Annotated in this window: 30 protein-coding genes; 13 read left to right on the top strand and 17 right to left on the bottom strand. The window is 72.1% G+C overall.

What is annotated here, in order from left to right; translation table 11 throughout:
• Positions 1-2 precede the first annotated feature (2 nt).
• From ON36_RS14205 to ON36_RS14165, 10 genes are all read right to left on the bottom strand, one after another.
• Positions 3-1421: a DUF445 domain-containing protein gene (locus ON36_RS14205; RefSeq protein ID WP_043652493.1), complete on the bottom strand. Its 1419-nt coding sequence runs from the start codon at positions 1419-1421 to the stop codon at positions 3-5.
• A gap of 120 nt (positions 1422-1541) precedes the next feature.
• A complete protein-coding gene (locus ON36_RS34715; RefSeq protein ID WP_157224872.1) occupies positions 1542-1922 on the bottom strand; it encodes a universal stress protein in 381 nt (126 codons plus the stop codon).
• On the bottom strand, positions 1805-2326 hold the full coding sequence (locus ON36_RS36920; RefSeq protein WP_157224871.1) for a universal stress protein: 522 nt from the start codon (positions 2324-2326) through the stop codon (positions 1805-1807). The genes ON36_RS34715 and ON36_RS36920 overlap by 118 nt, the downstream gene beginning before the upstream one ends.
• Positions 2327-2412: 86 nt before the next feature.
• Entirely contained in the window at positions 2413-3114 is a 702-nt protein-coding gene (locus ON36_RS14195) for a dienelactone hydrolase family protein (RefSeq protein WP_043652487.1), read from the bottom strand.
• A 69-nt stretch (positions 3115-3183) separates the two neighbouring features.
• Positions 3184-4422 (bottom strand): cysteine--1-D-myo-inosityl 2-amino-2-deoxy-alpha-D-glucopyranoside ligase, encoded by a 1239-nt coding sequence (mshC, locus tag ON36_RS14190; protein WP_043652667.1) that lies wholly within the window; start codon positions 4420-4422, stop codon positions 3184-3186.
• A gap of 183 nt (positions 4423-4605) precedes the next feature.
• Positions 4606-4866: a hypothetical protein gene (locus ON36_RS14185; protein ID WP_157224870.1), complete on the bottom strand. Its 261-nt coding sequence runs from the start codon at positions 4864-4866 to the stop codon at positions 4606-4608.
• Between the two features lie 115 nt (positions 4867-4981).
• Entirely contained in the window at positions 4982-5785 is an 804-nt protein-coding gene (locus tag ON36_RS14180) for an SCO1664 family protein (protein WP_043652480.1), read from the bottom strand.
• Positions 5786-5791: 6 nt separating this feature from the next.
• Positions 5792-6376 (bottom strand): DUF3090 domain-containing protein, encoded by a 585-nt coding sequence (locus ON36_RS14175; protein WP_043652662.1) that lies wholly within the window; start codon positions 6374-6376, stop codon positions 5792-5794.
• Positions 6377-6448: 72 nt separating this feature from the next.
• On the bottom strand, positions 6449-7165 hold the full coding sequence (locus ON36_RS14170) for a histidine phosphatase family protein (RefSeq protein WP_043652478.1): 717 nt from the start codon (positions 7163-7165) through the stop codon (positions 6449-6451).
• A 31-nt stretch (positions 7166-7196) separates the two neighbouring features.
• Positions 7197-8126: an undecaprenyl-diphosphate phosphatase gene (locus ON36_RS14165; protein ID WP_043652658.1), complete on the bottom strand. Its 930-nt coding sequence runs from the start codon at positions 8124-8126 to the stop codon at positions 7197-7199.
• A gap of 191 nt (positions 8127-8317) precedes the next feature.
• Here ON36_RS14165 and ON36_RS14160 point away from each other — a divergent pair, with 191 nt between their 5' ends.
• The 4 genes from ON36_RS14160 to ON36_RS14145 all read left to right on the top strand — a co-directional run bounded on the left by ON36_RS14160 (position 8318) and on the right by ON36_RS14145 (position 12352).
• A complete protein-coding gene (locus tag ON36_RS14160; protein WP_043652475.1) occupies positions 8318-9289 on the top strand; it encodes an aldo/keto reductase in 972 nt (323 codons plus the stop codon).
• A gap of 17 nt (positions 9290-9306) precedes the next feature.
• Complete coding sequence (locus ON36_RS14155; RefSeq protein WP_043652472.1) at positions 9307-10332, top strand: heme/hemin ABC transporter substrate-binding protein; 1026 nt, start codon at positions 9307-9309, stop codon at positions 10330-10332.
• Between the two features lie 110 nt (positions 10333-10442).
• Positions 10443-11465: a FecCD family ABC transporter permease gene (locus tag ON36_RS14150; protein ID WP_052313980.1), complete on the top strand. Its 1023-nt coding sequence runs from the start codon at positions 10443-10445 to the stop codon at positions 11463-11465.
• Between the two features lie 20 nt (positions 11466-11485).
• On the top strand, positions 11486-12352 hold the full coding sequence (locus tag ON36_RS14145) for a heme ABC transporter ATP-binding protein (RefSeq protein ID WP_043652469.1): 867 nt from the start codon (positions 11486-11488) through the stop codon (positions 12350-12352).
• A 4-nt stretch (positions 12353-12356) separates the two neighbouring features.
• On the opposite strand, the gene ON36_RS14140 is transcribed toward ON36_RS14145, so the two are convergent.
• Positions 12357-13001, bottom strand: a complete 645-nt coding sequence (locus tag ON36_RS14140; RefSeq protein WP_043652466.1) for a LysE family translocator — start codon at positions 12999-13001, stop codon at positions 12357-12359.
• A 161-nt stretch (positions 13002-13162) separates the two neighbouring features.
• On the opposite strand from ON36_RS14140, the gene ON36_RS14135 reads away from it, so the two are divergent.
• Positions 13163-13495 (top strand): VOC family protein, encoded by a 333-nt coding sequence (locus tag ON36_RS14135; protein WP_043652464.1) that lies wholly within the window; start codon positions 13163-13165, stop codon positions 13493-13495.
• Here ON36_RS14135 and ON36_RS14130 read toward each other — a convergent pair.
• Positions 13482-14060, bottom strand: coding sequence for a TetR/AcrR family transcriptional regulator (locus tag ON36_RS14130; protein ID WP_052313971.1), 579 nt, complete (start codon positions 14058-14060; stop codon positions 13482-13484). The two genes, ON36_RS14135 and ON36_RS14130, sit on opposite strands and share 14 nt — an antisense overlap.
• Before the next feature lie 125 nt (positions 14061-14185).
• Between ON36_RS14130 and ON36_RS14125 the strand changes: the two genes are divergently transcribed.
• Entirely contained in the window at positions 14186-14635 is a 450-nt protein-coding gene (locus tag ON36_RS14125; protein ID WP_043652459.1) for a PaaI family thioesterase, read from the top strand.
• Positions 14632-15069: a nitroreductase family deazaflavin-dependent oxidoreductase gene (locus ON36_RS14120; RefSeq protein WP_043652456.1), complete on the top strand. Its 438-nt coding sequence runs from the start codon at positions 14632-14634 to the stop codon at positions 15067-15069. Before ON36_RS14125 ends, ON36_RS14120 begins: the two co-directional genes overlap by 4 nt.
• 44 nt (positions 15070-15113) lie before the next feature.
• On the opposite strand, the gene ON36_RS14115 is transcribed toward ON36_RS14120, so the two are convergent.
• From ON36_RS14115 to ON36_RS14105, 3 genes are read right to left on the bottom strand one after another with little or no spacing between them, the layout of a single operon-like run.
• On the bottom strand, positions 15114-17210 hold the full coding sequence (locus ON36_RS14115; protein ID WP_043652653.1) for an MMPL family transporter: 2097 nt from the start codon (positions 17208-17210) through the stop codon (positions 15114-15116).
• A gap of 17 nt (positions 17211-17227) precedes the next feature.
• Positions 17228-17761, bottom strand: coding sequence for a WKL family lipoprotein (locus ON36_RS14110; protein ID WP_052313970.1), 534 nt, complete (start codon positions 17759-17761; stop codon positions 17228-17230).
• Between the two features lie 6 nt (positions 17762-17767).
• Positions 17768-18085 (bottom strand): hypothetical protein, encoded by a 318-nt coding sequence (locus tag ON36_RS14105; RefSeq protein ID WP_245558074.1) that lies wholly within the window; start codon positions 18083-18085, stop codon positions 17768-17770.
• A gap of 195 nt (positions 18086-18280) precedes the next feature.
• On the opposite strand from ON36_RS14105, the gene ON36_RS14100 reads away from it, so the two are divergent.
• From ON36_RS14100 to ON36_RS14090, 3 genes are read left to right on the top strand one after another with little or no spacing between them, the layout of a single operon-like run.
• Positions 18281-19291 carry a lipoprotein gene (locus ON36_RS14100; RefSeq protein WP_043652449.1) on the top strand — a complete coding sequence of 337 codons (1011 nt, stop codon included), beginning with the start codon at positions 18281-18283 and terminating at the stop codon, positions 19289-19291.
• Positions 19291-19545 carry a DUF5703 family protein gene (locus ON36_RS14095; protein WP_043652446.1) on the top strand — a complete coding sequence of 85 codons (255 nt, stop codon included), beginning with the start codon at positions 19291-19293 and terminating at the stop codon, positions 19543-19545. Before ON36_RS14100 ends, ON36_RS14095 begins: the two co-directional genes overlap by 1 nt.
• Positions 19546-19552: 7 nt before the next feature.
• Entirely contained in the window at positions 19553-20638 is a 1086-nt protein-coding gene (locus ON36_RS14090; protein ID WP_043652443.1) for a quinone-dependent dihydroorotate dehydrogenase, read from the top strand.
• Here the strand turns inward: ON36_RS14090 and ON36_RS14085 are convergent, their stop codons facing one another.
• Positions 20639-21025 (bottom strand): hypothetical protein, encoded by a 387-nt coding sequence (locus tag ON36_RS14085; RefSeq protein ID WP_174377570.1) that lies wholly within the window; start codon positions 21023-21025, stop codon positions 20639-20641. It lies immediately after the preceding gene.
• 167 nt (positions 21026-21192) lie between these two features.
• Between ON36_RS14085 and ON36_RS14080 the strand changes: the two genes are divergently transcribed.
• From ON36_RS14080 to ON36_RS14070, 3 genes are all read left to right on the top strand, one after another.
• Positions 21193-22656 carry a PfkB family carbohydrate kinase gene (locus ON36_RS14080; RefSeq protein ID WP_043652440.1) on the top strand — a complete coding sequence of 488 codons (1464 nt, stop codon included), beginning with the start codon at positions 21193-21195 and terminating at the stop codon, positions 22654-22656.
• 128 nt (positions 22657-22784) lie between these two features.
• On the top strand, positions 22785-23438 hold the full coding sequence (locus tag ON36_RS14075) for a GTP cyclohydrolase II (RefSeq protein ID WP_245558073.1): 654 nt from the start codon (positions 22785-22787) through the stop codon (positions 23436-23438).
• 123 nt (positions 23439-23561) lie between these two features.
• On the top strand, positions 23562-25388 hold the full coding sequence (locus tag ON36_RS14070; RefSeq protein WP_043652437.1) for an AMP-dependent synthetase/ligase: 1827 nt from the start codon (positions 23562-23564) through the stop codon (positions 25386-25388).
• Positions 25389-25448: 60 nt separating this feature from the next.
• On the opposite strand, the gene ON36_RS14065 is transcribed toward ON36_RS14070, so the two are convergent.
• Positions 25449-25976: a YbhB/YbcL family Raf kinase inhibitor-like protein gene (locus ON36_RS14065; protein ID WP_043652434.1), complete on the bottom strand. Its 528-nt coding sequence runs from the start codon at positions 25974-25976 to the stop codon at positions 25449-25451.
• Positions 25977-25982: the final 6 nt, after the last annotated feature.

Here is a 25982-nt window from a genome sequence, read left to right as displayed (position 1 = left end):
GCTCACACTCCGAACACCAGAAGATGGACCGCGCCGACGACCAGCCCGAGGACCCCGCCGTGCGCGTACAGCAGCCAGGCGTCCTGTTCGATGGCGGTGTAGAGCATCTCGACGAATTCCTCCGGCGGTAGTTCGCGCAGTTTCTCCGTCGCCAGGCGGTCGACGCTGGCCGCGGTCGACTGCGAGAATTCGACGTCCTCGACCAGCCAGGGTTTCATCTCCGTGGCGATCGAGACGCCCGCGGTGGCCTGGATGGCGTCGAATTCGCGTGCGCCGACGGCCAATCGGGTCACCGAACGCAACGGGCCGAGCACCCGGTCGATCTCGACCTTGAGGAAATGCGCGATCACCGCGCGGGTCTTGTCGCCGCTGGGGCCGTCGAGCAGCTGTTCGGCGACGACGTCGAGGGTGACGATCTGATAGCCGATGGCGTGCCCGAGATCGGCGGCGGCCTGATACTGGCGTTTGGCGAATTTCGCCACACCCCACGGGTATTTCCAGCGCGGCTGCGGCGAGGCCGGTTCGAACACGACCTTGATGGCGATGATGTTGACCAGGATGCCGACCACCGCGCCGCCGACCAGCACCACCGCCCAGCCCGGGATCAGGTGGACCAGGGTGTAGAGCCAGCCGGGCAGGTCGAGCACGGCGGGCTCGCCGTCGTGCGGCTCGCTGTAGTGCAGCAGCGACAGCCACAGCGCCACGATCACGCCGAACGGGAATCCGATCACCCCGCTGCGGACCATGAACCGCAATTCCGGCGCGCCCAGGCCGTAGATGACGTCCTTGAGCAGTTCCGGGCGCCTGCGCAGGTAGCCGACGACCATGAGCTTGACGTCGAGGAGCTGATCGATGTTGGCGCCGATGAATTCGAAGGCCCGGTCGGTGATACGGGGCAGTTCGGCCTCGACGCGGCTGTAGATCGCCTCCCGCGCCCGCGGTGGCATGTCGGCCCACAATTGCGGGTGTTCCTTCTCCATGATCGTGTCGACCATGGCGCGGGCGTTGGGCAGCGCGGCGGCGGCGACCTGGGCCGAGATCTGCTGCGGATTCATCTGATCGAAGAAATCCTTGGCCGAGCCGATCTTGGCGACGGCGTTGTCGACCATGAGGCTGGCCATCTTCTCCGCGCGGGCGGGAATGAAACCCTGGAATCCGAGGACGCCGCCGGGGGCGAACGTCGGCAGGATCTGCACCTTGCGCGGCAGCAGCGGGAACAGCATCTTCAGGCCCGGCACGTAGAAACCGGTGAAACGCACGGGCGCGAACAGCATGATCACGCCCGTCCAGTTGGTGATCAATCCGGCCATCGCGCTGAAGATCGGGATGGAGATCATGTCGAGCCAGAAACGGTTGAGTCCCGTCATGGCTTCCCAGTCGAGGAGCCCGAAGAATCCGGCGGCTTCGATCCCAGCATTCATCCGGCGTCCACTCCGTCGTGTTCGTCACCACCGCGTTCGTGGACGTCATGATAAGCGAATCCGTGCACCGAATCGGGCAGGTCGGACCGGATCGTTGCGCACGGGGCAACCCGGGGGCAATCAGGCGGTGTCGACCAGCAGCAGGTTGGTGTCGATGTCGTGGGTGACCTTGTTGGCCACCGAACCGAGCAATCGCGCGGGACCGCTCATCCCCCGGTTGCCGATCACGAGCAGATCGTATTTCCAGGCGGCGTTGCACAGCGCCTCGGCGGCCGGCACCCCGGTCAGGACGTCGGTGCCGAAGTACTCGGGGTCCTCGACGTCGGCGGTGCCCTGCACGGTGAGCAGGGTGGCGGCGCCGTCGGCCTCGGTCTTGGCGGCGGTCACCAGGAACGGCCGCGCGCCGAGGGTGATGGCCAGGTCGTAGCCGCGGCGCACCGCGCGCAGGGAACTGGGCGAGCCGTCGGTGGCCAGGCCGACGGTCGTCCAGCGTTTGGGCACCTTGTGCACGAACAGCGCGTCGGAGGTGAGGTGGTGGGAGACGGTGTTGGCGGTGGAGCCGGTCCAGCGGGCCTTGGAGCGGCCCAGCCCGCGCGCGCGCCGAGCACCAGCACGGTGTCGGGCTGCTGGCCCGCGACGTCGAGCAGCATCGGCGCGGCGGCACCGGGCAGCTCCAGGCGGTCGACGGCGGTGACGTTCTCCGCGGCCAGGCGGGCCGCCGCCTGCAGGGTGGTCTCGAGGGCCCAGTCGCCGTCGTGGCCGGCGCGCAGGCTCGATTCCTTCCACGTGGTGACGACGGTGAGCGGGGCGAGGAGCCGGGTCGCGACCATCCCGGCGACGGTCACCGCGTCCTGGGCGGCCTCGGACCCGTCGGTACCGACCACGACACGCTGGTACTCGCCCATCCGGGCCCTCCGATCAGATCGGCAGCGACTGTGTCCGCACTGCGGGCAAGTATAGGACCCGAGCGCGGGCGGACCGTCCCGGCGGGTCAGGAGGCGGGGGTGCCCAGGTGCCGGTCGAAGAAGGTGAAGATGCGGACCCAGGCGTCCTCGGTGGCCTCGGCGTCGTGGCCGAGGCCGATGCGCTGCAGCACCGGATCGCCGGGGAAGACGTTGGCGAAGCCGTGGGTGGCGCCGGGATAGGTGCGCACGTCGTGGGGGACGTCGAGCGCGGTGAGGGTGCGCGCGAGCTTGTCGCCGCGGCCGCGCAGGCTCGGGTCGCGGGAGCCGAAGCTGGCCACGATCGGGCACGCGCCGGTGAGGATCTCGCGGTAGTCCAGCCACAGGCTCGGATAGAACGGCGCGGCCGCGTCGAAGCCGCGCGGCGCGGTCAGCAGGGCGAAGCCGCCGCCCAGGCAGAACCCGAGGACCGCGATCCGCCCCGAGCAGGCGGCGTCGGCGGCCAGATGGTCGCGCGCGGTCAGGATCTCGGTGATGCCGGGGCCCTCGCCGGTGAAGACCACGGCCCGGAACAGCTCGCGCAGGCAGCGGGCGCGGCCGCGGCTGAACAGGTCCGGCGCCAGCACCAGATAGCCGGCCGCGGTGAGCCGGTCGATCTGGTGGCGCAGGTCCTCGGTGATGCCGAGCGCGTCGTGGACGACGACCACGCCCGGCCAGGGGCCCGCGCCGTCGGGCCGGGCGAGGATCGCGTGCAACGGGCCTTCGGGCGAGTCGAGTTCGATGGTGTGCACCCGGTCACTGTAATGCGTAACAGGTATCACCGGCGGGCGCCGCGTCGAATCCGCGGTGCCCGCCGGGGCTCAGACGTCGATGCCGAGCAGCGCGGTGACCGCGGTGCGCAGCAGGGCGGGCGCGGTCGTGTCCGCGCCGCCGTAGGTGCGGGCCTGATGGACCCAGTTGTCCACGGCGTCGAGGGCCTTGGGGGTGTCCAGGTCGTCGGCCAGGTGCTGACGCAGCCGGGCCACGGTCGACTCGGCGTCGGGACCCGCGTCCAGGGTGAGCGCCTCGCGCCAGCGGGCCAGGCGCTGCTGGGCGTCGGCGAGCCCCTCGCCGGTCCACATGCGGTCGCTGCGGTAGTGGCCGGCGAGCAGGCCGAGCCGGATCGCCGCGGGATCGACGCCGTCGCGGCGCAGCTGGGAGACCTTGACCAGGTTGCCCTTGGACTTCGACATCTTCTCCCCGTCCAGGCCGATGAGCCCGGCGTGGACGTAGTGGCGGGCGAAGCGGCGGCTGCCGGTGACGGCCTCGGCGTGGGCCGCGGAGTACTCGTGGTGGGGGTAGATCAGGTCCGAGCCGCCGCCCTGGACGTCGAACTCGGTGCCGACGCGGTTGAGGGCGATCGCCGCGCACTCGATGTGCCAGCCGGGGCGTCCCGCGCCGAAGGGGGCGGGCCACGACGGTTCGCCCGGGCGCGCGGCGCGCCACAGCAGCGCGTCGATGGTGTCCTGCTTGCCGGGGCGGTCCGGGTCGCCGCCGCGCTCGGCGAAGAGGCGCTCCATGGTGGCGCGGTCGTAGCCGGATTCGTAACCGAACTGCTCGGTGGCGTCGGCGCGGAAGTAGATGTCGGGGAACTCGGCGTCCTCGACGGTGTAGGCGGCGCCGGAGGTGAGCAGCTTCTGCACCAGCTCGACGACCTCCTCGACCGACTCGATGGCGCCGACGTAGTCGCGCGGGGGCAGCACCCGCAGCGCGGTCATGTCCTCGCGGAACAGCTCGATCTCGCCGGTGCCCAGGTCCTGCCAGTCCACGCCGTCGCGGGCGGCGCGCTCGAAGAGCGGGTCGTCGACGTCGGTGACGTTCTGCACGTAGTGCACCTCGTGGCCCGCGTCGCGCCACAGGCGGTTGACCAGGTCGAAGGTCAGGTAGGTCGCGGCGTGCCCGAGGTGGGTGGCGTCGTAGGGGGTGATGCCGCAGACGTACATCTTCGCGGTCGCGCCGGGGGTCACCGGGCGCACCTGCCCGTCGGCAGTGTCGAACAACCGCAACGGCGGTCCGGTCCCGGGGACGGTCGGAAGGGCGATATCGGACCACGACTGCATGGTTTTCAGGGTAGTGGTGTGGCACACGTCATCGGCTCGCGGGCCGGGCTCGCGCCGGTGCGCGCAGGTGGGGGCGGTGCCGAAGACCTGGGCACGGACGACCGCGCCCACCGCGGTCAAGGGTTGCGTTCAGGCAGAACGCGCGGGACCGGGTGGGCGCGGTGGTGTGCGATCAGGCCGCGATCAGGGCTGCTCGTAGCACTTCACGTCGAGGCCGTTGACCTGCGGGCCGAACTCGGGCAGGGCGTAGGCCGAGGCGCCGACGGGATCGACGGCGCGCACGGTGACATCGGGCAGCGGGGCGCCGGAGTCCTTGTCGAAGGCCTTGCAGACGTAGGTCTTCTCGGTCCAGCCGCTGAACGGGAAGGCCTGCGCGGGGCCGGCGACGGTGGCACACACACCGGCGGCCAGCAGGGACGCGGCAACGATCGAACGTGTCGACAAGATGAAACCTCGTGATTCTCACTGCGGTGATGACGGATGGGTCTGCGGCAGACTAGCACCGACCTTCGCGGCGCAGAAGTAGCCTGTCGCCGTGGACAATTGAGGTGAACGTGTTTCAGAAAGCGGGCCAGGGGATGGGCCGCGAACTCACCGGCAACGGCATGACCGGGTCGTCGAGCAGGGCCTTGGTCCGCGCCAGCAGCGCGTCGATCTCGGCGTCGGTGATGTGGCCGGCCAGCGCGTCGGCGACCGGCCCCGGTAGCTTCGCCGCGAAGCCGGCGATGTCGGCCAGCAGGCCCGGCTGCACCGGCGTGCCCGCCCAGCCCCACAGCACCGTGCGCAGTTTGGGCTCGCTGTGCAGGCAGATGCCGTGGTCGACGCCGTAGACGTGCCCGTCGGTGCCCTCGAGCGCGTGCCCGCCCTTGCGGTCGGCGTTGTTGAGCAGCACGTCGAGCACCGCCATGCGCTGCAGCCGCGGGTCGTCGGCGTGGATCAGGCTGACCTCGTTGCCCTCGGGATCGTGGGCGCGCAGCACCTCGCAGAAGCCGTCGGGCACCGCCTGCGGCGGGCACAGGTCGACCAGGTCGAGCCGCTCCCCCGGCCCCTGATGGTCGACCGAGGTGATCCAGCGCTGCACCATGCCCGGACCCAGCGGTCCCTCGCGCAGCACGGTCTCGGGGATCACGCCCCAGCCCAGTTCCTCCGAGATCAGATAGGAGGCCACCTCGCGTCCGGCCAGCGTGCCGTCGGGGAAGTCCCACAGCGGGCGCTCCCCGCGCACCGGCTTGTACACCACACGCAGCGGCGCGCCGTCGGGGCCGGGCGGGGCGATCTCACAGACCAGGGTCAGATTCGATGCCACCCCGACCCGTCCGACGAGCTCGAGCTCGCCCGAGACCAGCGACGCGTCCTCGGCCACCGTGGCTCATTCCTCCAGATCGGTCGCGCCGAAGATCTCGCCGCGACGGTAACCATTGGTGCGCACGCACATGTGCCCGCGCGCGGACAGCGGTTCCCCGCACAGCGGACACGGCGGTCGCCCGGCCGCGATCACCCGCGCCGAGCGCAGCGCGAACTCGCGCGCCTGCACCGGGGTCAGGAACACCCGGACCGCGTCCGGGCCCTCCTCGGTGTCGTCGAGCACCACCGACTCGTCGACCTCGGTCTCGGTGATGGCCAGCAGCTCGACCACCACCGCGTTCGCGTCGGCGTCCCAGCCCAGACCCATGGTCCCGACCCGGAACTCGGCGTCGACGGGGGTCTGCAGGGGCGCGACGTCGGCCACGTTCTCGCTCTGCGGGGGCACCTCGGCGCCGAATCGGCGCGCCACCTCGTCCAGCAGCAGGCCCATCCGGTCGGCCAGCACCTTGACCTGCTGCTTCTCCAGCAGCACGCTGATCACCCTCGGCTCCTGCACCGCCTGCAGATAGAACGCGCGGTCACCCGGTTCGCCGACCGTCCCGGCGACGAACCGATCGGGGGTGCGGAATACATGGATTGCGCGTGACACGTGCACCTCCTGCTACATGACCCTGAGCGAACTTCACGACCCGCGGCGGCATCCCGGCCGCCCTCGTTCTCATCAAGGGGAATCGCGGCGTGCCGCATTCCCATTATCCGCGATCGCGCCCGGTCCGACCTCCCCGCCGGGAGTGGGCCGCTCGGGTCGGCCGGCCGCCAGACCGGACAGGTCCGCGCCCGTGTCGTTGTAGCGCCACACCGTGGGACCGTGCGTGCCGTAGCGCACGACGCTGATCGAGGCGGGCTCCACCGCGAGGCGCTGGAAATTGTCCAGGTGCATGCCGAACGCGTCGGCCAGCAGCGACTTGATGACGTCGCCGTGCGCGCACGCCACCCACAGCACGTCACGGGAGGCCCCGGCCGCCAGGCGGGCGTCGATCTCGCGGACGGCGGCCACCGCGCGCTGCTGCACCTGGGCAAGGCCCTCGCCGCCGGGGAAGACCGCGCCCGAGGCGTGGCGCTGCACCACCTGCCACAGCGGTTCGGTGAGCAGCTCGGCCAGCGGGCGCCCGGTCCAGTCGCCGTAGTCGACCTCGATGAGCCGTTCGTCGCACTCGGGCTCGAGGCCCAGCTTGTCGGCCAGGGGCGCGACGGTGCGCTGGCAGCGCAGCAGCGGCGAGGAGGCGATGTGCTCGATCGGCAGCACCGCGAGGCGGTCGGCGACGGCGGCGGCCTGTTCGGCGCCGCGTTCGGTGAGCTCGACACCGGGGCTGCGCCCGGCCAGGGTGCGCGCGGTGTTGGACGTCGACACACCGTGCCGCAGCAGGATCACGGTCATGGGATCAGCGTAGCGAGGCGCGCCGCGGCGGTCAGGTCGCCGAGATGGCGCCGGTGGCCAGCAGGCCCATCACGGCGAGGCCGAGGACGATCCGGTAGCCGACGAACCAGTTCAGCGAGTGCTTGCCGACGAACTTGAGCAGCCAGGCCACCGAGGCGTAGCCGACGACGAACGACACGAGCGTGGCGACCAGCAGCTGCGCGCCGCTGGCGGTGAGACCCTCCCCGGCCGGTTCGAAGGCGTCGGGGATGCTGAACAGGCCCGACGCGGTGACCGCGGGGATCGCCAGCAGGAACGAGAACCGCACCGCGGCCTCGCGCTGCAGGCCGAGGAACAGGCCCGCCGTCGAGGTTGCGCCCGAGCGCGACACGCCCGGGATCAGCGCCAGGCACTGGGCGAAGCCCATCACCAGGCCGTCGCGGGTGGTCAGCTGCTCGATCGGGCGGGTCTTGCTGCCGTAGTGCTCACCGGCGGCGATGACCAGCGCGAAGGCGATCAGCATGAACGACACCAGCCACAGGTTGCGCGCGCCGGTGCGGATCTCGTCCTTGAACAGGAAGCCGAGCACGCCGATCGGGATGGTGGCGATGATCACGTACCAGCCGATGCGGTAGTCCAGTTCGCGCTGGGCGTCGGTGTGCACCAGGGTGCCGACCCCGCCGCCGCCCACGGGCAGCTTGGTGGTGACCTGATCGGTGAGCGGCACCGCGGTCCCGCGACGTTCCCGCAACCGGATACCCAGGGTGGTGAACCAGGCGACGAGGATCCGCCAGATGTCCTTGGCGAAGTACACCAGCACCGCGGCCTCGGTCCCGAGCTGGGTCACCGCGGTGAAGGAGGCACCCGCGTCGTCGCCGAAGAAGACCTCCGACACGATGCGCATATGCGCCGAGGAGGAGACCGGCAGGAACTCCGTGAGACCTTGCACGAGCCCGAGTACCAATGCCTGGATCCAGGTCATCGACTCGCCCAACACATCCTCCTGCTGCTTCGTGCCCGAAAGAGCGCCTGGCGCCGGGCTTTTGACAACGTTCTCGCGGCAGCGCCGCCGCGATCCCGCAGCGACCCTACTCCTGCGGCCCGGCGCGCGCCGCCCGGTCCCGCCGCGGCGACCATTACGCTGGCTGCCGTGACGAAGACGCGGGCGTGCTGATGGAACAGCGGACGGTGGGGCGCAGCGGACTGCGGGTGTCGCGGTTCGGGCTGGCGACGCACACGTGGGGTACCCATACCGACGCCGAGGAAGCGGCGGTCCAGCTGGCGGCGTTCACCGAGGCGGGCGGCACGCTGGTCGACACCTGTCCCACCTACGGCGACGGCGCGGCCCAGCGCATCCTGGCCGAACTGCTCGGCGACCTGGTCTCCCGCGACGACCTCGTGCTCAGCGGCAGCGCGGGCCTGGTGCCCCAGCGGCCCTCGACCGGCCCGGGGCTGCCCGCGCCCGCCGCACCGCGCGCGGTGCCCGACACCTCGCGGCGCACGCTGCTGCGCCAGCTCGACCGCACCCTGCTCGAGCTCGGCACCGATCACCTCGACATCTGGAGCGTGGCCGCCTGGGACGCGCGCACGCCGGTCGAGGAACTCTCCGAGACCCTCGCCGACGCCGTGCGCGCGGGCAAGACCCGCTACGCCGGCGTGCGCGGGCACAGTGCCTGGCAGCTGGCGAGCCTGGCCGCGGTCGCGCCGGTCACCGCGGCCCAGACGCCGTACTCGCTGCTCACGCGCGGGGCCGAGCGTGACGTGATCCCGGCCGCCGCCCATCACGGTGTCGGCATCATCGCCTCCGCGCCGCTGGCCGGTGGCGTGCTGACCGGCAAGTACCGCGACGGCGTTCCCGCGGACTCCCGCGGCGCCGACGAGGCCACCGCCGCCGAGATCCGGCGCCGCCTCGGCGAGGAGAAGGCGACCCGGGTGGTGGAGGCGCTGGTCACGGCCGCCGACGGGCTGGGCACCTCGCCGCTGGCGGTGGCGCTGGCCTGGATCAGGGACCGGCCGGGCGTGGCGTCGATGATCGTCGGGGCCCGCGACATCGGTCAGCTCACCGGCGTCCTGGCCGCCGAGACTCTCGAGGTGCCGCGCGCGATCGCCGCGGCCCTGGACGACGTGAGCGCCCGATCGGAATGAAGGCTAGCCTCACCTTTATGAAGAATGGTCGATTCCGGGTCCGTGGCGCGCTGACGGCGCTCGTGGTGACGGCGCTGCTCACCGGCGCCGCGTGCAGTGCCGGCGAACCGGCCTCGACCGCCGGTACCGGCGGCCCCGTCACGGCCACCCTCGCCTCCGCCGACCCCGTGCCGATCTCCCCCGCGCCCGTCCCGGCGCTGCCGGTCACCGTCAAGACCTTCGACGGCGGCGAGGTCACCGTCACCGACGCCTCGCGCATCATCGCCGTCGACCGCTACGGCACCCTGGCCCAGACCGTGTACGCCCTCGGACTCGGCCCCAACCTGGTCGGGCGCAGCACCGCGGCCGCGTTCCCGGCCGTGGCGAACGTGCCCAACGTGGCCGGGGGCAACGGCATGCTCAACGTCGAATCGGTCCTGGCGCTGCGGCCGACGGTGTTCCTGACCGACACCACCACCGCCACCCCCGCCCTGCGCGACCAGCTGCGCGCGGCCGGGGTCACCGTGGTCTACACCGACCCCAAGCGGACCATGGACGGCGTCGTCCCGCAGATCGAGACCGTCGCCGCCGCGCTGGGCGTGCCCGAGGCGGGCGCGAGACTGGCCCAGCGCACCCGCGACGAGATCGCCGCCGCGAGCGCGCGTGTCCCCGCCCAGGCCACCAAGCCCAAGATCGCCTTCCTCTACCTGCGCAGCACCGCGATCACCATGATGGCCGGGCCCGATTCCGGCGCCGACGCGCTCATCGCCGCGGTCGGCGGCACCGACGCGGGCACCGCCGCCGGGCTGACCGAGCCGTTCACCGGCATCACCTCCGAGGCCATGATCGCCGCCTCCCCCGCCGCCTTCCTGGTCATGTCCGACGGCCTGAAGTCCATCGGCGGCGCCGACGGGCTCGCCAAGATCCCCGGCGTCGCCCAGACCCCGGCCGGCCGCAACAAGCGCGTGATCGACATGGCGGACTCGGTGCTGCTCAGCTTCGGGCCCAACACCGGCCGCGTGGTCGACGCCCTGGTCACCGCCCTCTACGGCGGGACGGCGTGAGCGAGCCGCGACCCGGCGGCGCGATCGAGAAGACCACCGGGGTCACCGCGATCACCGACGCCACACCGGACCCGCTGCCGGAACTCACCCCGGCGCGCAGGCGCACCCGCGTGAGCCTGGTCTTCGCCGCCGCGATCGCCGCGCTCCTCGCGCTGGCCCTGGTCTCGGCGGTGCTCGGTCAGGTGCCGACCTCGGCGGCCGAGGTGTTCGGCAGCATCACCCACCGCGTCGGCCTCGACCTCGGCCCGCTGCCGGCCCATCCCGCCGGTGACGTGACGCTGTGGGAGGTGCGTTTCCCCCGGGTGCTGCTGGCGATCCTGGTCGGCGCTTCGCTTGCGACAGCGGGTGCGTTGTTGCAGGGCGTGTTCGCCAACCCGCTCGCCGAACCCGGCGTCATCGGCGTCTCGGCCGGCGCCGCGGTCGGCGCGGGCACGGTCATCGTGATCGGCGGCGCGTTCGTGGCGAGCTGGTCGGTGGCGGCGGCCGCGTTCGCCGCGGGCCTGTTCACCACCGCGCTGGTCTATCTGCTGTCGCGGTCCAACGGCCGCACCGAGGTGGTGACCCTTATCCTGACCGGCGTGGCCGTCAACGCCTTCGCCGGCGGGCTGATCGCCTTCCTGCTGTTCGTCGCCTCCCCGGCCGCGCGCGACCAGATCGTGTTCTGGCAGCTGGGCAGCCTCAACGGCGCCACCTGGTCCTCGGTGGCCGTGGTCGCCGCCCTCGGCGCGGTCGGCGTGGCGGCCGCGGTCGCGGTGGCCTCGCGCCTGGACCTGCTCGCGCTCGGGGAGGCGCCCGCCCGCCACCTCGGACTCGACGTCGAACGGCTGCGCAGGCAGGTGATCGTCATCGTGGCCGTGCTCACCGCGGCCGGGGTCGCCTTCACCGGCATCATCCTGTTCGTCGGGCTGATCGTGCCGCATCTGGTGCGCATGCTCGTCGGTCCCGGACACCGGGTGCTGGTGCCGCTGAGCGCGATCCTGGGCGCGGTCGTGCTGCTGGGCGCCGACGTGTGCGCGCGGACCCTGGTCGACAACGCCGACCTGCCCCTGGGCATGCTGACCTCGCTCATCGGCGGCCCGTTCTTCTTCTGGTTGCTGCGGCGCACCCGTGCCCGCGCGGGAGGCTGGGCGTGAACCCGGCAGGAGGACCCCCGATGACCGAGGACCGCACACGCAGACGTAATCCGCTGGCCGCCCTCGGCGGCGTCTTCGCCCACCGCCCCGACCTGCCCGAACGTCCGGCCCCGGGCACGGTCACGCTGCGCGCCGCCGGGCTCGGGGTGCGCCGCGGCGAGCGCACGGTGCTCGACGGGGTCGACTTCCAGGTCGCCGCGGGCGAGATCGTGGCGCTGGTCGGTCCCAACGGCGCGGGCAAGTCGACCCTGCTCGCGGCGCTGGCAGGCGATCTGGACATCAGCGCGGGCACGGTCAAGCTCGAGGGTCACGCGCTGACACATTGGACCCCCGGCGACATGGCGCGCCGCCGCGCGGTGCTGCCCCAGTCCCACACGGTCGGGTTCCCGTTCACCGCGCGCGAGGTCGTGGCGATGGGCCGCTCCCCTTGGCTGCGCACCCCCGCCGCCGACCGCGACGACGAGCTCATCGCCGCCGCGCTGGCCGCCACCGACGTCACCCATCTGGCCGGGCGTCCGTTCCCGTCGCTGTCGGGCGGCGAGCGCGCCCGGGTCGCCCTGGCGCGGGTGCTGGCCCAGGACACCGCGACCCTGCTGCTCGACGAACCGACCGCCGCGCTGGATCTCGGACACCAGGAGGCGGTGCTGCGCCTGGCCGCCCAGCGCGCCCGGGGCGGGGCGGCCGTGGTGGTGGTCGTGCACGATCTCGGCGTGGCCGCCGCCTATGCCGACCGGGTCACCGTCCTGGACGCCGGGCGGGTCGCCGCCGACGGACCGCCCCGCCAGGTGCTGACGCCCGCGCTGCTGAGCCGGGTCTACCGGCACCCGGTCGACGTGTTCGACCACCCGGTCACCGGCGCCCAGCTGGTACTGCCCGGCCGGGACTGACCGCTCAGTCCTTGCGCCCGGTCAGCGCGAGCCCCGCGCCGAGCCCGATCATGGTCAGTCCGCCCGCGCCGCCGACGGCCGCGAGCCTGCGCGGCGAACGGGTCAGCCAGCCGCGCGCCGCGCCCGCGGTGAGCGCCCACGCGGAGTCGAAGATCAGGCCGAACACCGGGATGCACAGGCCGAGCAGCAGCATCTGGCCCGGCACCCAGCCGTGGTCGAGGGTGACGAACTGCGGCAGCAGCGCGGCCAGGAACACGATCGACTTCGGGTTGGCGAAGCCGACGACCACGCCGTCGCGGATCATCGCGACCGGTCCGCGCGTGCGCGCGGTGCGGTCGGTGGCGAGGGCGCCCGCGAGCTCGCCGCGGTGCCGGATCGCGGCGATGCCGAGGTGGACCAGGTAGAGGGCGCCGAGCAGTTTCACGGCGGTGAACACGGTGGCCGAGGTGGCGACCACCGTGCCGAGCCCGAACGCCACGGCCACGACCTGGGCGTAGATGCCGAGCGCGTTGCCCGCCACGGTCTGCAGGGCGGCGCGGCGGCCGAGGGTGAGCGCGCGGGTCATGGTGAACACGACGCTTGGGCCGGGCACCACCACCAGCAGCAGGCACAGTCCGGCGAAGGGCAACAGCTGGTCCGGTGACACCATGCCTCGACGATAACCGCGCGGCGTCCGGTCCGCGCGGGTCGCGGCTGGGTAGGCTGCTCGGCGAGAGTCACGGTCTTTCGCCCATCGCGGTGCCCGCGCCGCGCGGTCGGCCCGTCTCGGCGGCGGTCGCGGTCGTGCCGCCGTTTCGAGAGGAACAGCCGATGAGTCACAGTGTCGCCAGCGTCGTCATCCCGGTATCGGATCTGGGTGCCGCCAAAGCCATCTACACCGCCCTCTACGGTCCCCCGCACACCGACGAGCCCTATTACGTGGGATACGCGGCCGGGGACGTGCAGATCGGTCTCGATCCCAACGGCGACGTCTCCGGCGGGCCGATCGCCTACGCCGGGGTCGACGACGTCGACAGCGCGCGGGAGGCGGCGCTGGCCGCCGGGGCGACCGAGCGGGTCGCGCCGCGCGAGGTGAGCCCGGGCACCCGCATCGCGGTGCTGGCCGACGCGGACGGGAACCCGTTCGGACTCATCGGGAAGTAGGCAGCGTCGCCTCGACGAGGCGGCGCAGCGCGAGTCGCACGTCGTCCAGGGGCCGCACCGAGCGCGCGGAGCGGCTCTGCGCGATGGCGCCCTCGACGCAGCTCACCGTGGTGCCCGCGACGGAGCGGGCCGGTGACGGTTCGGCGCCCGCGGCGACGAGCGCGGTCGCGATGCGCTCGACCCAGCCCGCGAACACCGCGGCCGAGGCGGCCTGGACCGCGGGTTCGGTGGGGCCTGCCTGGGCGGCGGCCAGGATCGGGCAGCCGCGCACGTAGTCGCTGTCGGCGAGGACCCGCTGCCAGTGGTCGATGAGCCCGTCGATCGCGGCGGCGACCTCGCCCTCGGCGAGCAGCCGGTCGATCAGGGCGTCCATGTAGCGGCCCGCGCTGACGGTGGCCTCGGTCATGAGTTCGGATTTGCCGCCGGGGAAGTGCTGGTAGATCGAGCCGCGGGCGGTGCGGCTGTGGGCGAGCAGGTCGGCGACGCCGGTGGCGTGGACGCCGCGTTCGCACATGAGCGCGATCGCGCTGCGCAGCAGGCGTTCGCGGGGTCCGTCGGTCGTCACATCGCTCCTCTCCGGCTCCCGATCATAGACCGATCGGTTCATCGTGGTGTACGGTCCGACGACATAGACCGTTCGGTCTATCCGGGTCGCCGCGGCCCGGCACCCCGCCACCGAGAGGCCCGACCGTGACCGACACCGCCCTCGACCCCTCCGCCCTCAGCGGGCTCGAGCTGCTGCGCGCCCTGACCGCCGCGGGCGAGCAGCGCCCCAACATCGGCGCCCTGCTCGGCATGACCGTCGAGCGACTCGACCCCGGCGAGGTCGTCTTCGCCCTGCGCACCCGCCCCGACTTCGCCAATCCGCTGGGCATCACCCACGGCGGCATCTGCGCCACCATCCTCGACTCGGTCATGGGCTGCGCCGTGCACACCACGCTCGAGGCCGGGATCGGTTACACGACACTGGAATTGAAGGTCAACTACATTCGCGCGGTCAGCGTCGACGACCGGGCGCTGACCGCCACCGGCACCGTCGTGCACGCCGGGCGGCGCACCGCGACCGCCGAGGGCAAGGTCGTCGACGAGCAGGGCAGGCTCGTCGCCCACGCCACCACGACCTGCCTGATCCTGCGATGAGCGACACCCGCGCCGCGCGCAAGTTCCGCGTCGAGCGCGCCCTCGGTCGCTACGTCGCCAACCCGGCGGTACGCGTCCTGGACCGGCTCGGCGTCCGCACCACCCTGGCCACCGAACTCGAGACCACCGGCCGCCGCAGCGGCACCGCGCGCCGGGTCCCGGTGGCGGCCGCATTCGACGCCGACGGGGCCTGGGTCATCTCCCAGCACGGCAGGCGATCCGGCTGGGGCGCCAATATCAGCGCCGACCCGCGTGTCCGCATCCGCCAGGGCGAGCGCTGGCGGACCGGCACCGCGCGCTGGGTGCCCGAGGACGACGTCGACGCCCGCGCCCGCACCTTCGCCGCGCACCCCGCCTTCGCCGCGGTCACGGCCGCGACCTTCCGCGCGTTGCAGAGCGCCCCGGTCTCGGTGCGCATCATCTTCGACCACTGAGCGGCACGCCCGCCGCCGGGCGGCGCGGAGCCGCGCCGCCCGCGCTATTTCCAGATGATCTTGAGCAGCGCCGGGGTGAGGACCATCCGGATGACGGTGGCGTCGATGAGCAGGGCCACGATCATGCCGTAGGCGATGTATTTCATCAGCACCAGATCCGAGAAGCCGAACGCGCCGGTGACCACGATCAGGATGGCGGCCGCGGAGGTGATCACGCTGCCGGTGTGCGCGACGCCGTAGCGGATGGACTCCTCGGCGTCGGCGCCGTCGGCGCGTTTCTCGGCGATGCGCGAGAGCAGGAACACCTCGTAGTCGGTGGACAGGCCGAAGATCACGGTGACGATCAGCGCCACCACCGCGAACATCAGCGGGCCCGGCGTGAACTGCAGGACCCCGGCGCCGTGTCCCTCGACGAAGATCCAGGTCAGCACGCCCAACGTCGAGACCAGGCTCAGCGCGCTCATGGCCACGGCCTTCACCGCGAGCACCACCGACCGGAACGCCACCATCATCAGCAGCAGCGCCGCGACGACCAGGATCGCCAGCAGCAGCGGCAGCCCGTCGATGAGGCCGTTGATCGAGTCACGTTCCAGGGCCGGGATCCCGGCGACCATCACCACGACCCCGGGGGGATGGTCCAGGGAGCGCAGCGCGTCGATGACGGCGTCGGCCTCGCGCTTGTCGGCCAGGCCGGCGCTGAGCACGTTCACCCCGTCCTTGGTCGGCGCGGCGGGTTCGAAGCGCCCGGTCAGGCCGGGCACCTGGTTGGCCTGGTAGCGGATGTCGCCGAGCTGCGCGGCGTCGGCGCCGACGACGACGAGTTTGAGCGGTTCGGTGCGGAATCCGGGGAATGTGCGGTCGAAGTCCTCCTGGGCGACCCGGGCCGGGTTGTCGGCGGCCAGGTATTTCTCGCTGATGCCGCCGAACTCGATGTGGCGCAGCGGGATGCTCAGCGCCAGCAGCGCCAGCACGATCGGCACGACCACGGCCCAGGGCCGCCGCATCGACCACTGCGCGAGGCGGGAGAAGAATCCGGCGTCGATCTGGGCCTCGGTCTTGGTGCGGGAGAACCGCTTCCAGCCCAGCCAGTCGATGCGGCGCCCGACGATGCTCAGGGCGGCGGGCAGCGCGGTCACCGACAGCAGCGCGGCCAGCATGACCGCGGAGATGCCGCCGTAGGGCACCGAGCGCAGTACGCCGTTGGGGAAGATGAACAGCGCGCCCAGGCTCAGCGCGATGATCGCCGCCGAGAACAGCACGGTCCGGCCCGCGGTGGCCACGGTCCGCGCGGTGGCCTCCTCCACGGTGTGCCCGGCGGCCAGTTCCTCGCGGAACCGGGTCACGGTGAACAGCCCGTAGTCGATGGCCAGGCCCAGGCTCACCAGCGTCATCACCGCGCTGGCGAAGACGTTGACGTCGATGTGGTCGGTGAGCACCCGCAGGATGCCCGAGGTGCCGAGGATGGTCATGCCGCCGATGAACACCGGCAGCAGCGCCCCGACCACGCCGCCGAACACGAAGTACAGCAGGATCGCCACGATCGGCAGCGCGATCAGTTCGGCGCGGTGGATGTCGTGCTGCATACCGATGTTGATGCCCTCGACCACCGGTTGCAGGCCGGCCAGCTGGACGGTGGTCCCACCGGGGCCCGTCCCGTCGCCGTCCGCGCCGAGGTGCGGTTTGAGCGCCAGATAGTTCTCGACCGTGGCCGTGCCGCCGCCACCGGCGAGCCCGATGCTGGCGAAGGCGTGGCGCTTGCTCGGGTCGGAGGCGTTGGCGCTGAACGGGGAGTCCCAGTAGCTGTCGATCTTGTGGATGCGTTCGCCGTAGCGTTCGCGCAGCTGCGCCAGCGCCGTGGTGACCGGGCCGCGCACGGCCGCGTCGTCCACGGTCGCGCCCTCGGGGGCGGTGTAGATCAGGATCAGGTCGCCGTCGGTGTCACGGCCGAAGATGTCGTCGGCCAGCTTCGAGGCGGCGACCGACTCGCTGCTCTCGTCGAACCAGCCCTCCTGGGTGTAGCGACCGGCCAGGTCGCGGCCGTAGAAGCCGGAGATCAGGACGGTCAGGACGAACAGACCGAGGACGATGTAGCGGTGGCGGTGGACGAACCGGCCCCACCGGAGAGCGCGCGAATCCTGCATGGGGGCGAACTCGGCGCTCAGCCGCAGGCGGAGGTGCGGTAGTCGGCCGAGCGCAGGATGCCGCACAGATCGGTGCGCGAGATCTTCCACTTCCCGTCGATCAGCACGAAGTGCACGATCGTGGTGCGCACGTTGGTGCCCGAGCCGTCCTTGTCCAGCCGCATGGTCGCGGTCAGGGTGCCGTCACGGTTGTCGAACACCGGATCGACCACGCCGTAGACGGCGTGCGGGTTGTCGCGCAGCGCCTTGTACATGTCCGGGATGGCGTCCTTGAACGCCGCCCCGTCCTCGATCAGGTCCGTGCGCTCGGAGTCGGGCAGGTTCGGATCCAGCGCGCGTTTGATCTGGGTATCGAGTTCGGCCGCCGTCGGCAGCGGCGCGTGCGCCTTGCTCGACGAAGCCGCCACCGAACTCGACAGGGAGGCGTTGGCGCGCGAGCGGGCGGCGTCGACCGCGGCCTCGTCGGTGCCCGATCCGCACGCGGTCAGTGCGATCAGCGCCGAGAAGCAGGTGACGGCCGTGGCGGCCCTGGCGGCAAGTGTGTACGACATCACTATCTACATACCATCAATGACGGCGCTGATCCGCCCCAGGATGCCCCGCAGGACGGTCATCTCGCGTCCGCCGGTGCCCGCGACCGGCGTCGCGGTCGGGATGAGGTCGTGCACGAACGCGGCGATGCTGCGTTCGTCGCCGAGATCGATGTCGTTGACCCCGGCCTGCGCGATCGCGACCACGTCCCCGGGTTCGGGGACCCGCTCGCCGAGATCGGCGCGGTAGATCTCGAGGGTCAGGACGGCGCGTCGCGTGCGGAACGCGAAGGTCCGGCCGTCGTCGGTGGTGCCGTAGCCGTGGGCGAAAGGTCCGGCTGTCACGTCATCGACACCGAAACCCGCTGCTCCGCGGTCGCTCATGGTGTGCTCTCCTGGCCGGCTGCCCGTCGCCTCTTCCGTCGGGTCAACAGTATCCGGTGTCGCCGCGGTCACCACGCCCACCACCCGGTCGGGCGCGCCGCGCACCGGTCATGATCAACTGGATTCCGTCATCTCGTGGAAGAAGGAGTTCGGTGCATGCGCGCTCGCGGCTGGCTCATCCCGGCGCTGGCCGGACCGACGGCGCTGATCGTGCTGAGCGGTTGCTCCGGTGACCGACTCGGCCCCGACGTGCCCACCCGCGAACCCGCGACCGCGGCGGTCTCCCCCGCCACCACGGGCACCCCGGCCGGGACGGTCTCGCCGCTGAGCGGCACGCGGGCGCTGCTCGCCGAGACCGGCACCGGGCGCCTGGCCGCCCTCGACACCGCGGGCACCACGCTGTCGCTGCTCGACCCCACCCGCCCCGACGCCGTGCGGGCGGTGCCGCTGCCGGTCGCGGGCGCCGCGCTCGGCCAGGGTCGCGCCGGCGAGGTGCTCGTCGCCGCCCCCGAGCGCGTGCTGCGGGTCGACGCGGGCACCGGCGCGGTCACCGAACTTCCCGTCGACGGGGACGTGCACAGTGTGCAGACACGCACCGACGGCACGCTTTTCGCCGGTACCGGCGACGGCAAGCTCTACGAATTCGACCCGACCGGCACCCTGGTGCGCACCGTGGACGGCCTGGTCTCCACCGACGCCATCGCCCTGACCGGCGACGACGTCACGGTGCTCGACCGCCGCCAGACCACCGTCACCGCCATCGCGGGCGACGAACCCGGGCTCATGCTGCGCGCGGGCGACGGCGCGACCAACGCCCTGGCCGACACGCGCGGGCGCATCCTGGTCACCGACACCGCGGGCGGGGAGCTGCAGGTCTACACCGCCGATCCGCTCGTGCTGCGTCAGCGTTTCCCGGTAGGATCATCGCCTTACGCGATCGCCTACGATCCGGCCGCCGACGTCGTCTGGGTGACGTGCACGCAGAGCAACGAGATCCTCGGTTTCGACCTGTCGACCGGTATCCCGGTGCAGGTGGGCCGGTTCGCCACCGTCCGCCAGCCCGACGCGGTGACCGTCGACACCCGCACCGGCGACCTGCTGGTGGCCTCGGCCACCGGCGACGGTCTGCAGCGGATCGGGGCGGATCAGCGGAAGAGAGGACAGTGATGGCCCGCAGACCGCACGGATCCCGCGCACCCCTGCCCAGCAGCTGGGAGACCAGCAACGACGACTACGAGTACGTCCCGCTGCGCCTGCCGCCGGAGGTCACCCGGGTGACCGCCTCGATGCGGCTGGCGATCCAGGCCGAGTTCGGCGGCTGGGAACTGTCGCGGGTGCGCGCCTACACCGACGGCAGCCGCCGGGTCCTGCTGCGCCGCCGCAAGAACACCGTCCTCCCCGTGCCCGAACCCGGAATGTGAGCGAGAAATGTACGCCCTGCTGCTACGCGTGTTGTTCCTGATCCCGCCGGAGAAGGTGCATCACCTGGTCTTCGCCGCGCTGCGCGCCGCCGCGTGGTTCCCGCCGTCGCGGTGGGCGATGAACAAGCTGCTCGTGGTGGACGACCCGATCCTGGCCACCCGGGCGTTCGGCGTCGACTTCCCCGCCCCGCTGGGGCTTGCCGCCGGCTTCGACAAGAACGCCGACGGCGCGAACACCTGGGGACCCCTGGGTTTCGGTTTCGCCGAGATCGGCACCGTGACCGCCCAGGCCCAGCCGGGCAACCCGGCGCCGCGGCTGTTCCGGCTGCCCGCCGACCACGCGCTGATCAACCGCATGGGCTTCAACAACCACGGCGCCGCCGCGGCGGCCGCGCGCCTGCACGGTGCGCGTCCGAGCGTGCCGATCGGCGCCAACATCGGCAAGACCAAGGTCGTCGAGCCCGAGGCGGCCGCGGCCGACTACGCGACCAGCGCCCGCCTGCTCGGTCCGCTGGCCGACTTCGTGGTGGTCAACGTCTCCTCCCCCAACACCCCGGGCCTGCGTGACCTGCAGGCGGTGGAGTCGCTGCGCCCGATCCTGGCCGCCGTGCTCGACGTCGTCCGGGTTCCGGTGCTGGTCAAGATCGCGCCGGACCTGTCCGACGAGGACGTCGACGCCGTGGCCGACCTGGCCGTGGAGCTGGGCCTGGCCGGCATCGTGGCCACCAACACCACCATCCGCCGCGACGGCCTGCGGACCCCGGCCGCGGAGGTCGAGGCGATGGGCGCGGGCGGCCTGTCGGGCGCGCCGGTGGCCGACCGGTCCCTGGAGGTCCTGCGCAGGCTCCACCGCCGGGTCGGGGACCGGCTGGTGCTGATCTCGGTCGGCGGCATCGAGACCCCCGAGCAGGCCTGGGAGCGGATCCTGGCAGGCGCGACCCTGCTGCAGGGCTACACCGGCTTCATCTACGGCGGCGCGTTCTGGACCCGCCGCATCCACCGCGGCCTAGCCGCCAAGTTGCGCGCGGGCGGCTACGCCTCGATCGCCGAGGCGGTCGGTGCCGAGCACAGCCGCGACAGCGCCGCGTCCTGATCAGCCGTAGTAGGCCGGTCCCGAACTGAGGTGACCGCCGAGCCGGTGCGCGCTGCGCGGCCGGCTCGGCGGCGGGTCCCGGCGCGGGGGTTCGCCGGTGACCGCGAGGTCGCGGTCGACCATCCGCTTGAACAGGATGATCGCCACCTGTTCCCAGATCATGCCGAGCGCGTCGGCGCAGGCGTGGATGCGGGCGTGGGTCAGCCGGTCGTGCACGCCGTCGGGGCACGAGAGCAGTTCGTCGAGTTCCATGCCGGTCCTGGCCTGTTCGACGGTGAGGTCGCGTCCGGCCAGCCAGCTCAGTCGCCACCCGCCGCCGGGCTGTCGTTCGGCGTATTCGGGGGTGCGGTCGCTGGTGATGCGGTCGGGGGTCACGTGCAGGGTCATCGCACACCAGCCTTCCGGATCGGATGGTCGGAGAGGCGATCCTCCCCGAAATCGGTGTGGCATTTGCCAATCGGTGCGGACAATTGCCATTCTACTTGGATAATTGCCCGGACAGAACCGGTGTCAAACCTGCCACGCACCCCTTCCCGGAGAGGCGGACCACGCCGATGGCTACGCACGACGACCGCACGGTCGCCCTGCGCGACATTCTGACCCGTTTGTGCAAGTACACGGGCCTGAGCCCGGAACGCTTGCGGCACACCGAGATCGACGTCACTCCCCTGCTGGCCCTGCCCGCCATCGCCCGGCACGCCCAGCGCACGGGCGTCGCCCGCGAGGAAGCGGTGCCCGCGGTCCTGCGTGACGTGGCACGGCAATTGCCGCCCTCCGATCTGCTCATCGCCGACGCCGCCCTGTCGCTCGGCCTGCTCCGCGACGACCTGCCGCCGGGGCTGGAGGCGGACCGGCTCTACGCGGAGAACCTCGGCGACCGGCGCCTGTACCTGGCCACGCACTGGAACGCACTGCACGAGGTGATCGACGCCGGCCCGGCGCCCGGCGCGCCCACGGTCAAGCGGCTGCGCACGGTCGTCGAGCACCAGACCTTCACCGCCCTGGCGGGCCTGCTGGCCGTGGCCAACGGCTACCCGCCGCCCCCGGCGCGGCCCCTCGGCGCGGGCGCGACGGTCACCGTCGTCGGCGACGCGGTGATCGACCACCTCTACACGGTGGACGCCTTCGCCACCGAGAACCTGCCCGCCTCGGGCACATTCACCGGTCATCCCGGCGGCAAGGGCCTCAACCGCGCGGTCGCCGCGGCCCGGCTCGGCCTGGACGCGCAACTGGTGGCCGCCATCGGCGGCGACGAGAACGGCCGGGCCATCCTGTCGCTGCTGTCGGAGGAGGGCGTGCACCGCGACCTGGTCAAGCTGGTGCCCTTCGCCCCCACACTGATCACCGCGGTCGTGCAGACCGCCACCGGCGCCGCCCAGCTCATCGGCTGCCACGACGAACGCGTGCAGCTCACCGGCGAGGACCTGCGCAGCGGGGCGCTGCGCGCGGCCCTGGCCGGCTCGGCGGTGGTGGTGGCGACCTTCGAGCCGCCCGCCCGGGTGATCGAGCAACTCCTCGGCGCGGTGGCCGAACTCGACCCGCGCCCCCAGGTCGTCCTGTGCCCGACGCCGCGCACCCCGGTGCCCCAGAGCCTCTACACCCACCTGGGCGCGGTGGACTTCCTGGCGGGCACCACCGCCGAGCTGCGCGCCATGCTGCCCGAGGCCGACGCGGGCGACACCGCCGACGTGGCGCGGCTGCTGCGCGGCCTCGGCGTCGGCACGGTGTGCGCGCTGTCCGACTTCCACTGCCGGGTCTTCGCCGACGGCGGCGAACTGCTGATCGACGACTTCCCGCCGGTGCTGCGCTCGGCACCGGGCGCGGCCGCGGCGTTCGCGGCCGCGCTGGCCCGCCGCCTGGTCGACGCCCATGGCCCGCTCGACGCCGAGGACTACCGCTGGGCGACCGCGGCCATGTTCACCACCCAGCAGCTGGGTGCGGTCACCGCGGCGCTGCCGACGGTGGCCGAGGTGGACCGGGTGGTCGCCCTGTTCGCCGGTCTCCCGCGCGGTGACTGACCTCACTGCGCGGTGACCGGACGCCGCGCCGTCGCCGGGCGTGCCGGGCCTCGGCGTGGCGAGTAGTCTCTCGCGCGTTGCTCGTTCACCTGCTTGCGCTGTCAATCCCTTCGTCGTCGAGGAGCGCTGTGACCATCACCCTGCCGACCGTGCCGGACGCGGGCCCCGAGCCCGACGAGGACGAGGTCGAGCACCTGTTCAGCCGGGGCGGTGCCGAGATCAGGGTGCGGGTGCGGCAGCTACCGGACGCGGCCGACGGCGGGCATCTGCTGATCTTCGGCGAACTGGGTGACAATCCGCTGGTGCGCTTGCACTCCCGCTGCCTCTACGGCGACGCGCTGGGTTCCGACGACTGCGACTGCGGCCCGGAGCTGGCCCGCTCGATGGACATGATGCAGGCCGAGGGCGGCGGGGTCCTGGTGTATCTGGAGCAGGAGGGCCGTGGCGCGGGGCTGCTGTGGAAGGCGCGCGGCTACCGCGAGTGCGAACGCCACGATCTGGACACCTTCACCGGCTACGACCGGCTCGGCCTGCCGCCCGATGCGCGCTCCTACGCGCCCGCGGCGGCCGAACTGGCCCGCCTCGGCCTGACCCGGATCCGGTTGCTCACCAACAATCCCGACAAGCTGGCGGCCGTGCAGCAGGCGGGCATCGCGGTCGAGGTGCTGCCGCTGGCGGTGCCGCTGCGCACCGATCGCGGCCGACGCTACCTGGAGGCCAAGCGGACCCGGCGCGGGCACATGATCCCGGGCGAGTCCGCGCCGTGGGCACCGGCGCCGTAACCCCCACCACAATCCCGTTTGTCTGGTTACCATGAGTGAGTTGCGCCACACGACGCGCTACGTTTGAGTCGATGAGACAGATTTGCCTCCAATCTGTCAGCGGCACCAGTGGGAACAGGGATTATGACGACAGAAATCGGTTTGGTTCACACGTCCGGCGCAACGGTGCACACCGTCGTGGCCGCCTTCCAGGAGACGGTCGCCCTGCGGCCCGACGGGGTGGCACTGCGCACCGTCGGCGGCACGACCGAGATCACCTGGGCCGAATACGACCGCCGGGTGCGGGCGCTGGCCGCGGGCCTGGCCGAACTCGGCGTCGGCCACGGCGACACCGTCGGCCTCATGCTGACCAACCGGCCCGAGTTCAACCTCGTCGACACCGCCGCCCTGCACCTGGGCGCGGCCCCGTTCTCGGTCTACAACACCAGCTCCCCCGAGCAGATCGCGCACGTGTTCACCAACGCGGGCAACAAGGTCGTGGTCACCGAACAGGCCTTCCTGGACGCCGTCCGGGCCGCGGGCACCGAGATCGAGCACCTGATCGTGGTCGACGGACCCGTCTCCGGCGCGCTGACCCTCGACGACGTGGAGTCCAACCCCAAGGACGGCTTCGACTTCGAGGCCGCCTGGAAGGCCGTGCGCCCCGGCGACCTGGCCACCCTGATCTACACCTCGGGCACCACCGGCCCGTCCAAGGGCGTGGAGATCTCCCACACCAACGTGCTGGCCCAGGTCAAGGGCCTTGTCGCCGGCGCCCTGCCGGTCGGCCCCGACGACCGCGCGGTCTCGTATCTGCCCGCCGCCCATGTCGCCGACCGCATCTCGGCGCACGCGATGAACCAGATCACCGGCATCCAGCTGACCACCGTGCCCGACCCGCGCGAGATCGCCGCCGCGCTGCCCGACGCGCGCCCGACCGCGTTCTTCGGCGTGCCCCGGGTGTGGCAGAAGATCAAGACCGGCATCGAGAACAAGATCGCCGGCGAGTCCGGGGTGAAGAAGGCCCTGGCGCAGTGGGCGATCGGCACCGGCGTCGCCCGGGCACGCGCCCAGCTCGCGGGCGGCGGCGGTTCCCCGCTGCTGGGCGTCCAGCACACCCTGGCCGAGGCGCTGGTGCTGTCGAAGCTGCGTGGCGCGCTGGGCCTGGACGAGCTCAAGGTCGCCGCCTCCGGCGCCGCGCCCGTGCCGCCGGAGACCCTCGAGTTCTTCCTCGGCCTCGGCTTCACGGTCTCGGAGGTGTGGGGCATGTCCGAGACCACCGGCGTCGGCACCTACACCGAGCTGGACAAGCCGCGCCCCGGTTCGGTCGGTCGCCCGCTCGACGGGCTGGAGCTGCGCCTGGACGCCGACGGCGAGGTCCTGGTCCGCGGCCCCATCGTCACCGCCGGCTACCGCAACATGCCCGAGAAGACCGCCGAGGCGTTCGACGCCGACGGCTGGCTGCGCACCGGCGACATCGGCACCCTCGACGCCGACGGCTACCTGCGCATCGTGGACCGCAAGAAGGAACTCATCATCACCGAGGCGGGCAAGAACATCGCCCCCTCCAACATCGAGAACGCGCTCAAGGCCGCCTCCTCGATCGTCGGGCAGGCCGTGGCCATCGGCGAGGCGCGCCCGTATATCACCGCCCTGATCATGCTCGACCCGGACGTGGTCGCCCTGCGCGCCAAGGAACTCGGCGCCACCGACGCCACCTTCGCCGAACTGGTGCGCCGCCCCGAGATCGTCGCCGAGGTCACCGCGGCCGTCGCCGCGGGCAACACCAAGCTCTCGCGGGTGGAGCAGGTCAAGCGCTTCGCCGTCGCCGACAGCGTCTGGGAGCCCGGCGGTGACGAGCTCACCCCGAAGATGTCGCTCAAGCGCGTGCCGATCAACCAGAAGTACGCCACCACCATCGCCGACCTCTACGCGGAGAACCCGCCCGAGCACATCGTCAACGTCAAGTAGCGTCCGCGAAAAGCGAAGGCCCCCGGAGATTTTTCCCGGGGGCCTTCGCGCCGTCACGGCTCAGTGCTGCTCGTAGGTGCCGATCAGGGTCGCGCGAGCGAGGGTGTGGGAGAACAGGTTGAAACCGAGGAAGGCCGGGCTGGCGTCGGGGCCGACCTCCAGAGCGGGCACGTCCACCGCGTGCACGACGACGAAGTAGCGGTGCGGGCCGTGCCCGGGCGGCGGGGCGGCGCCGACGAAACCGGGGAAGCCGCCGTCGTTGCGCAGGGTCACCGCGCCCTCGGGCAGCGTGCCGCCCTCGCTGCCCGCGCCGCTGTCGAGCGAGGTCACCGAGGCGGGGATGTTCGCCACGGCCCAGTGCCAGAAGCCGGAGGCGGTGGGGGCGTCGGGGTCGTAGACGGTGACCGCGAAACTCTCGGTGCCCTCCGGGAACCCGGACCAGCTCAGCTGGGGGGAGATGTCTTTGCCACCCGCGCCGAACACGCCCGAGACCTGGTCGTTGGCCAGTGGCGCGCCGTCGGTGACATCGGCCGAGGTCAGGGTGAAGGTGGGCACCTCGGGCAGGGCGGCATAGGGGTTGTAGCTCATGGCGAC

Source organism: Nocardia thailandica NBRC 100428 (assembly GCF_000308795.1).
Classification (GTDB): domain Bacteria; phylum Actinomycetota; class Actinomycetes; order Mycobacteriales; family Mycobacteriaceae; genus Nocardia; species Nocardia thailandica.
The sequence above is the reverse complement of the archived record's forward strand: the minus strand, read 5'-3'. Positions and strand labels throughout refer to the sequence as shown.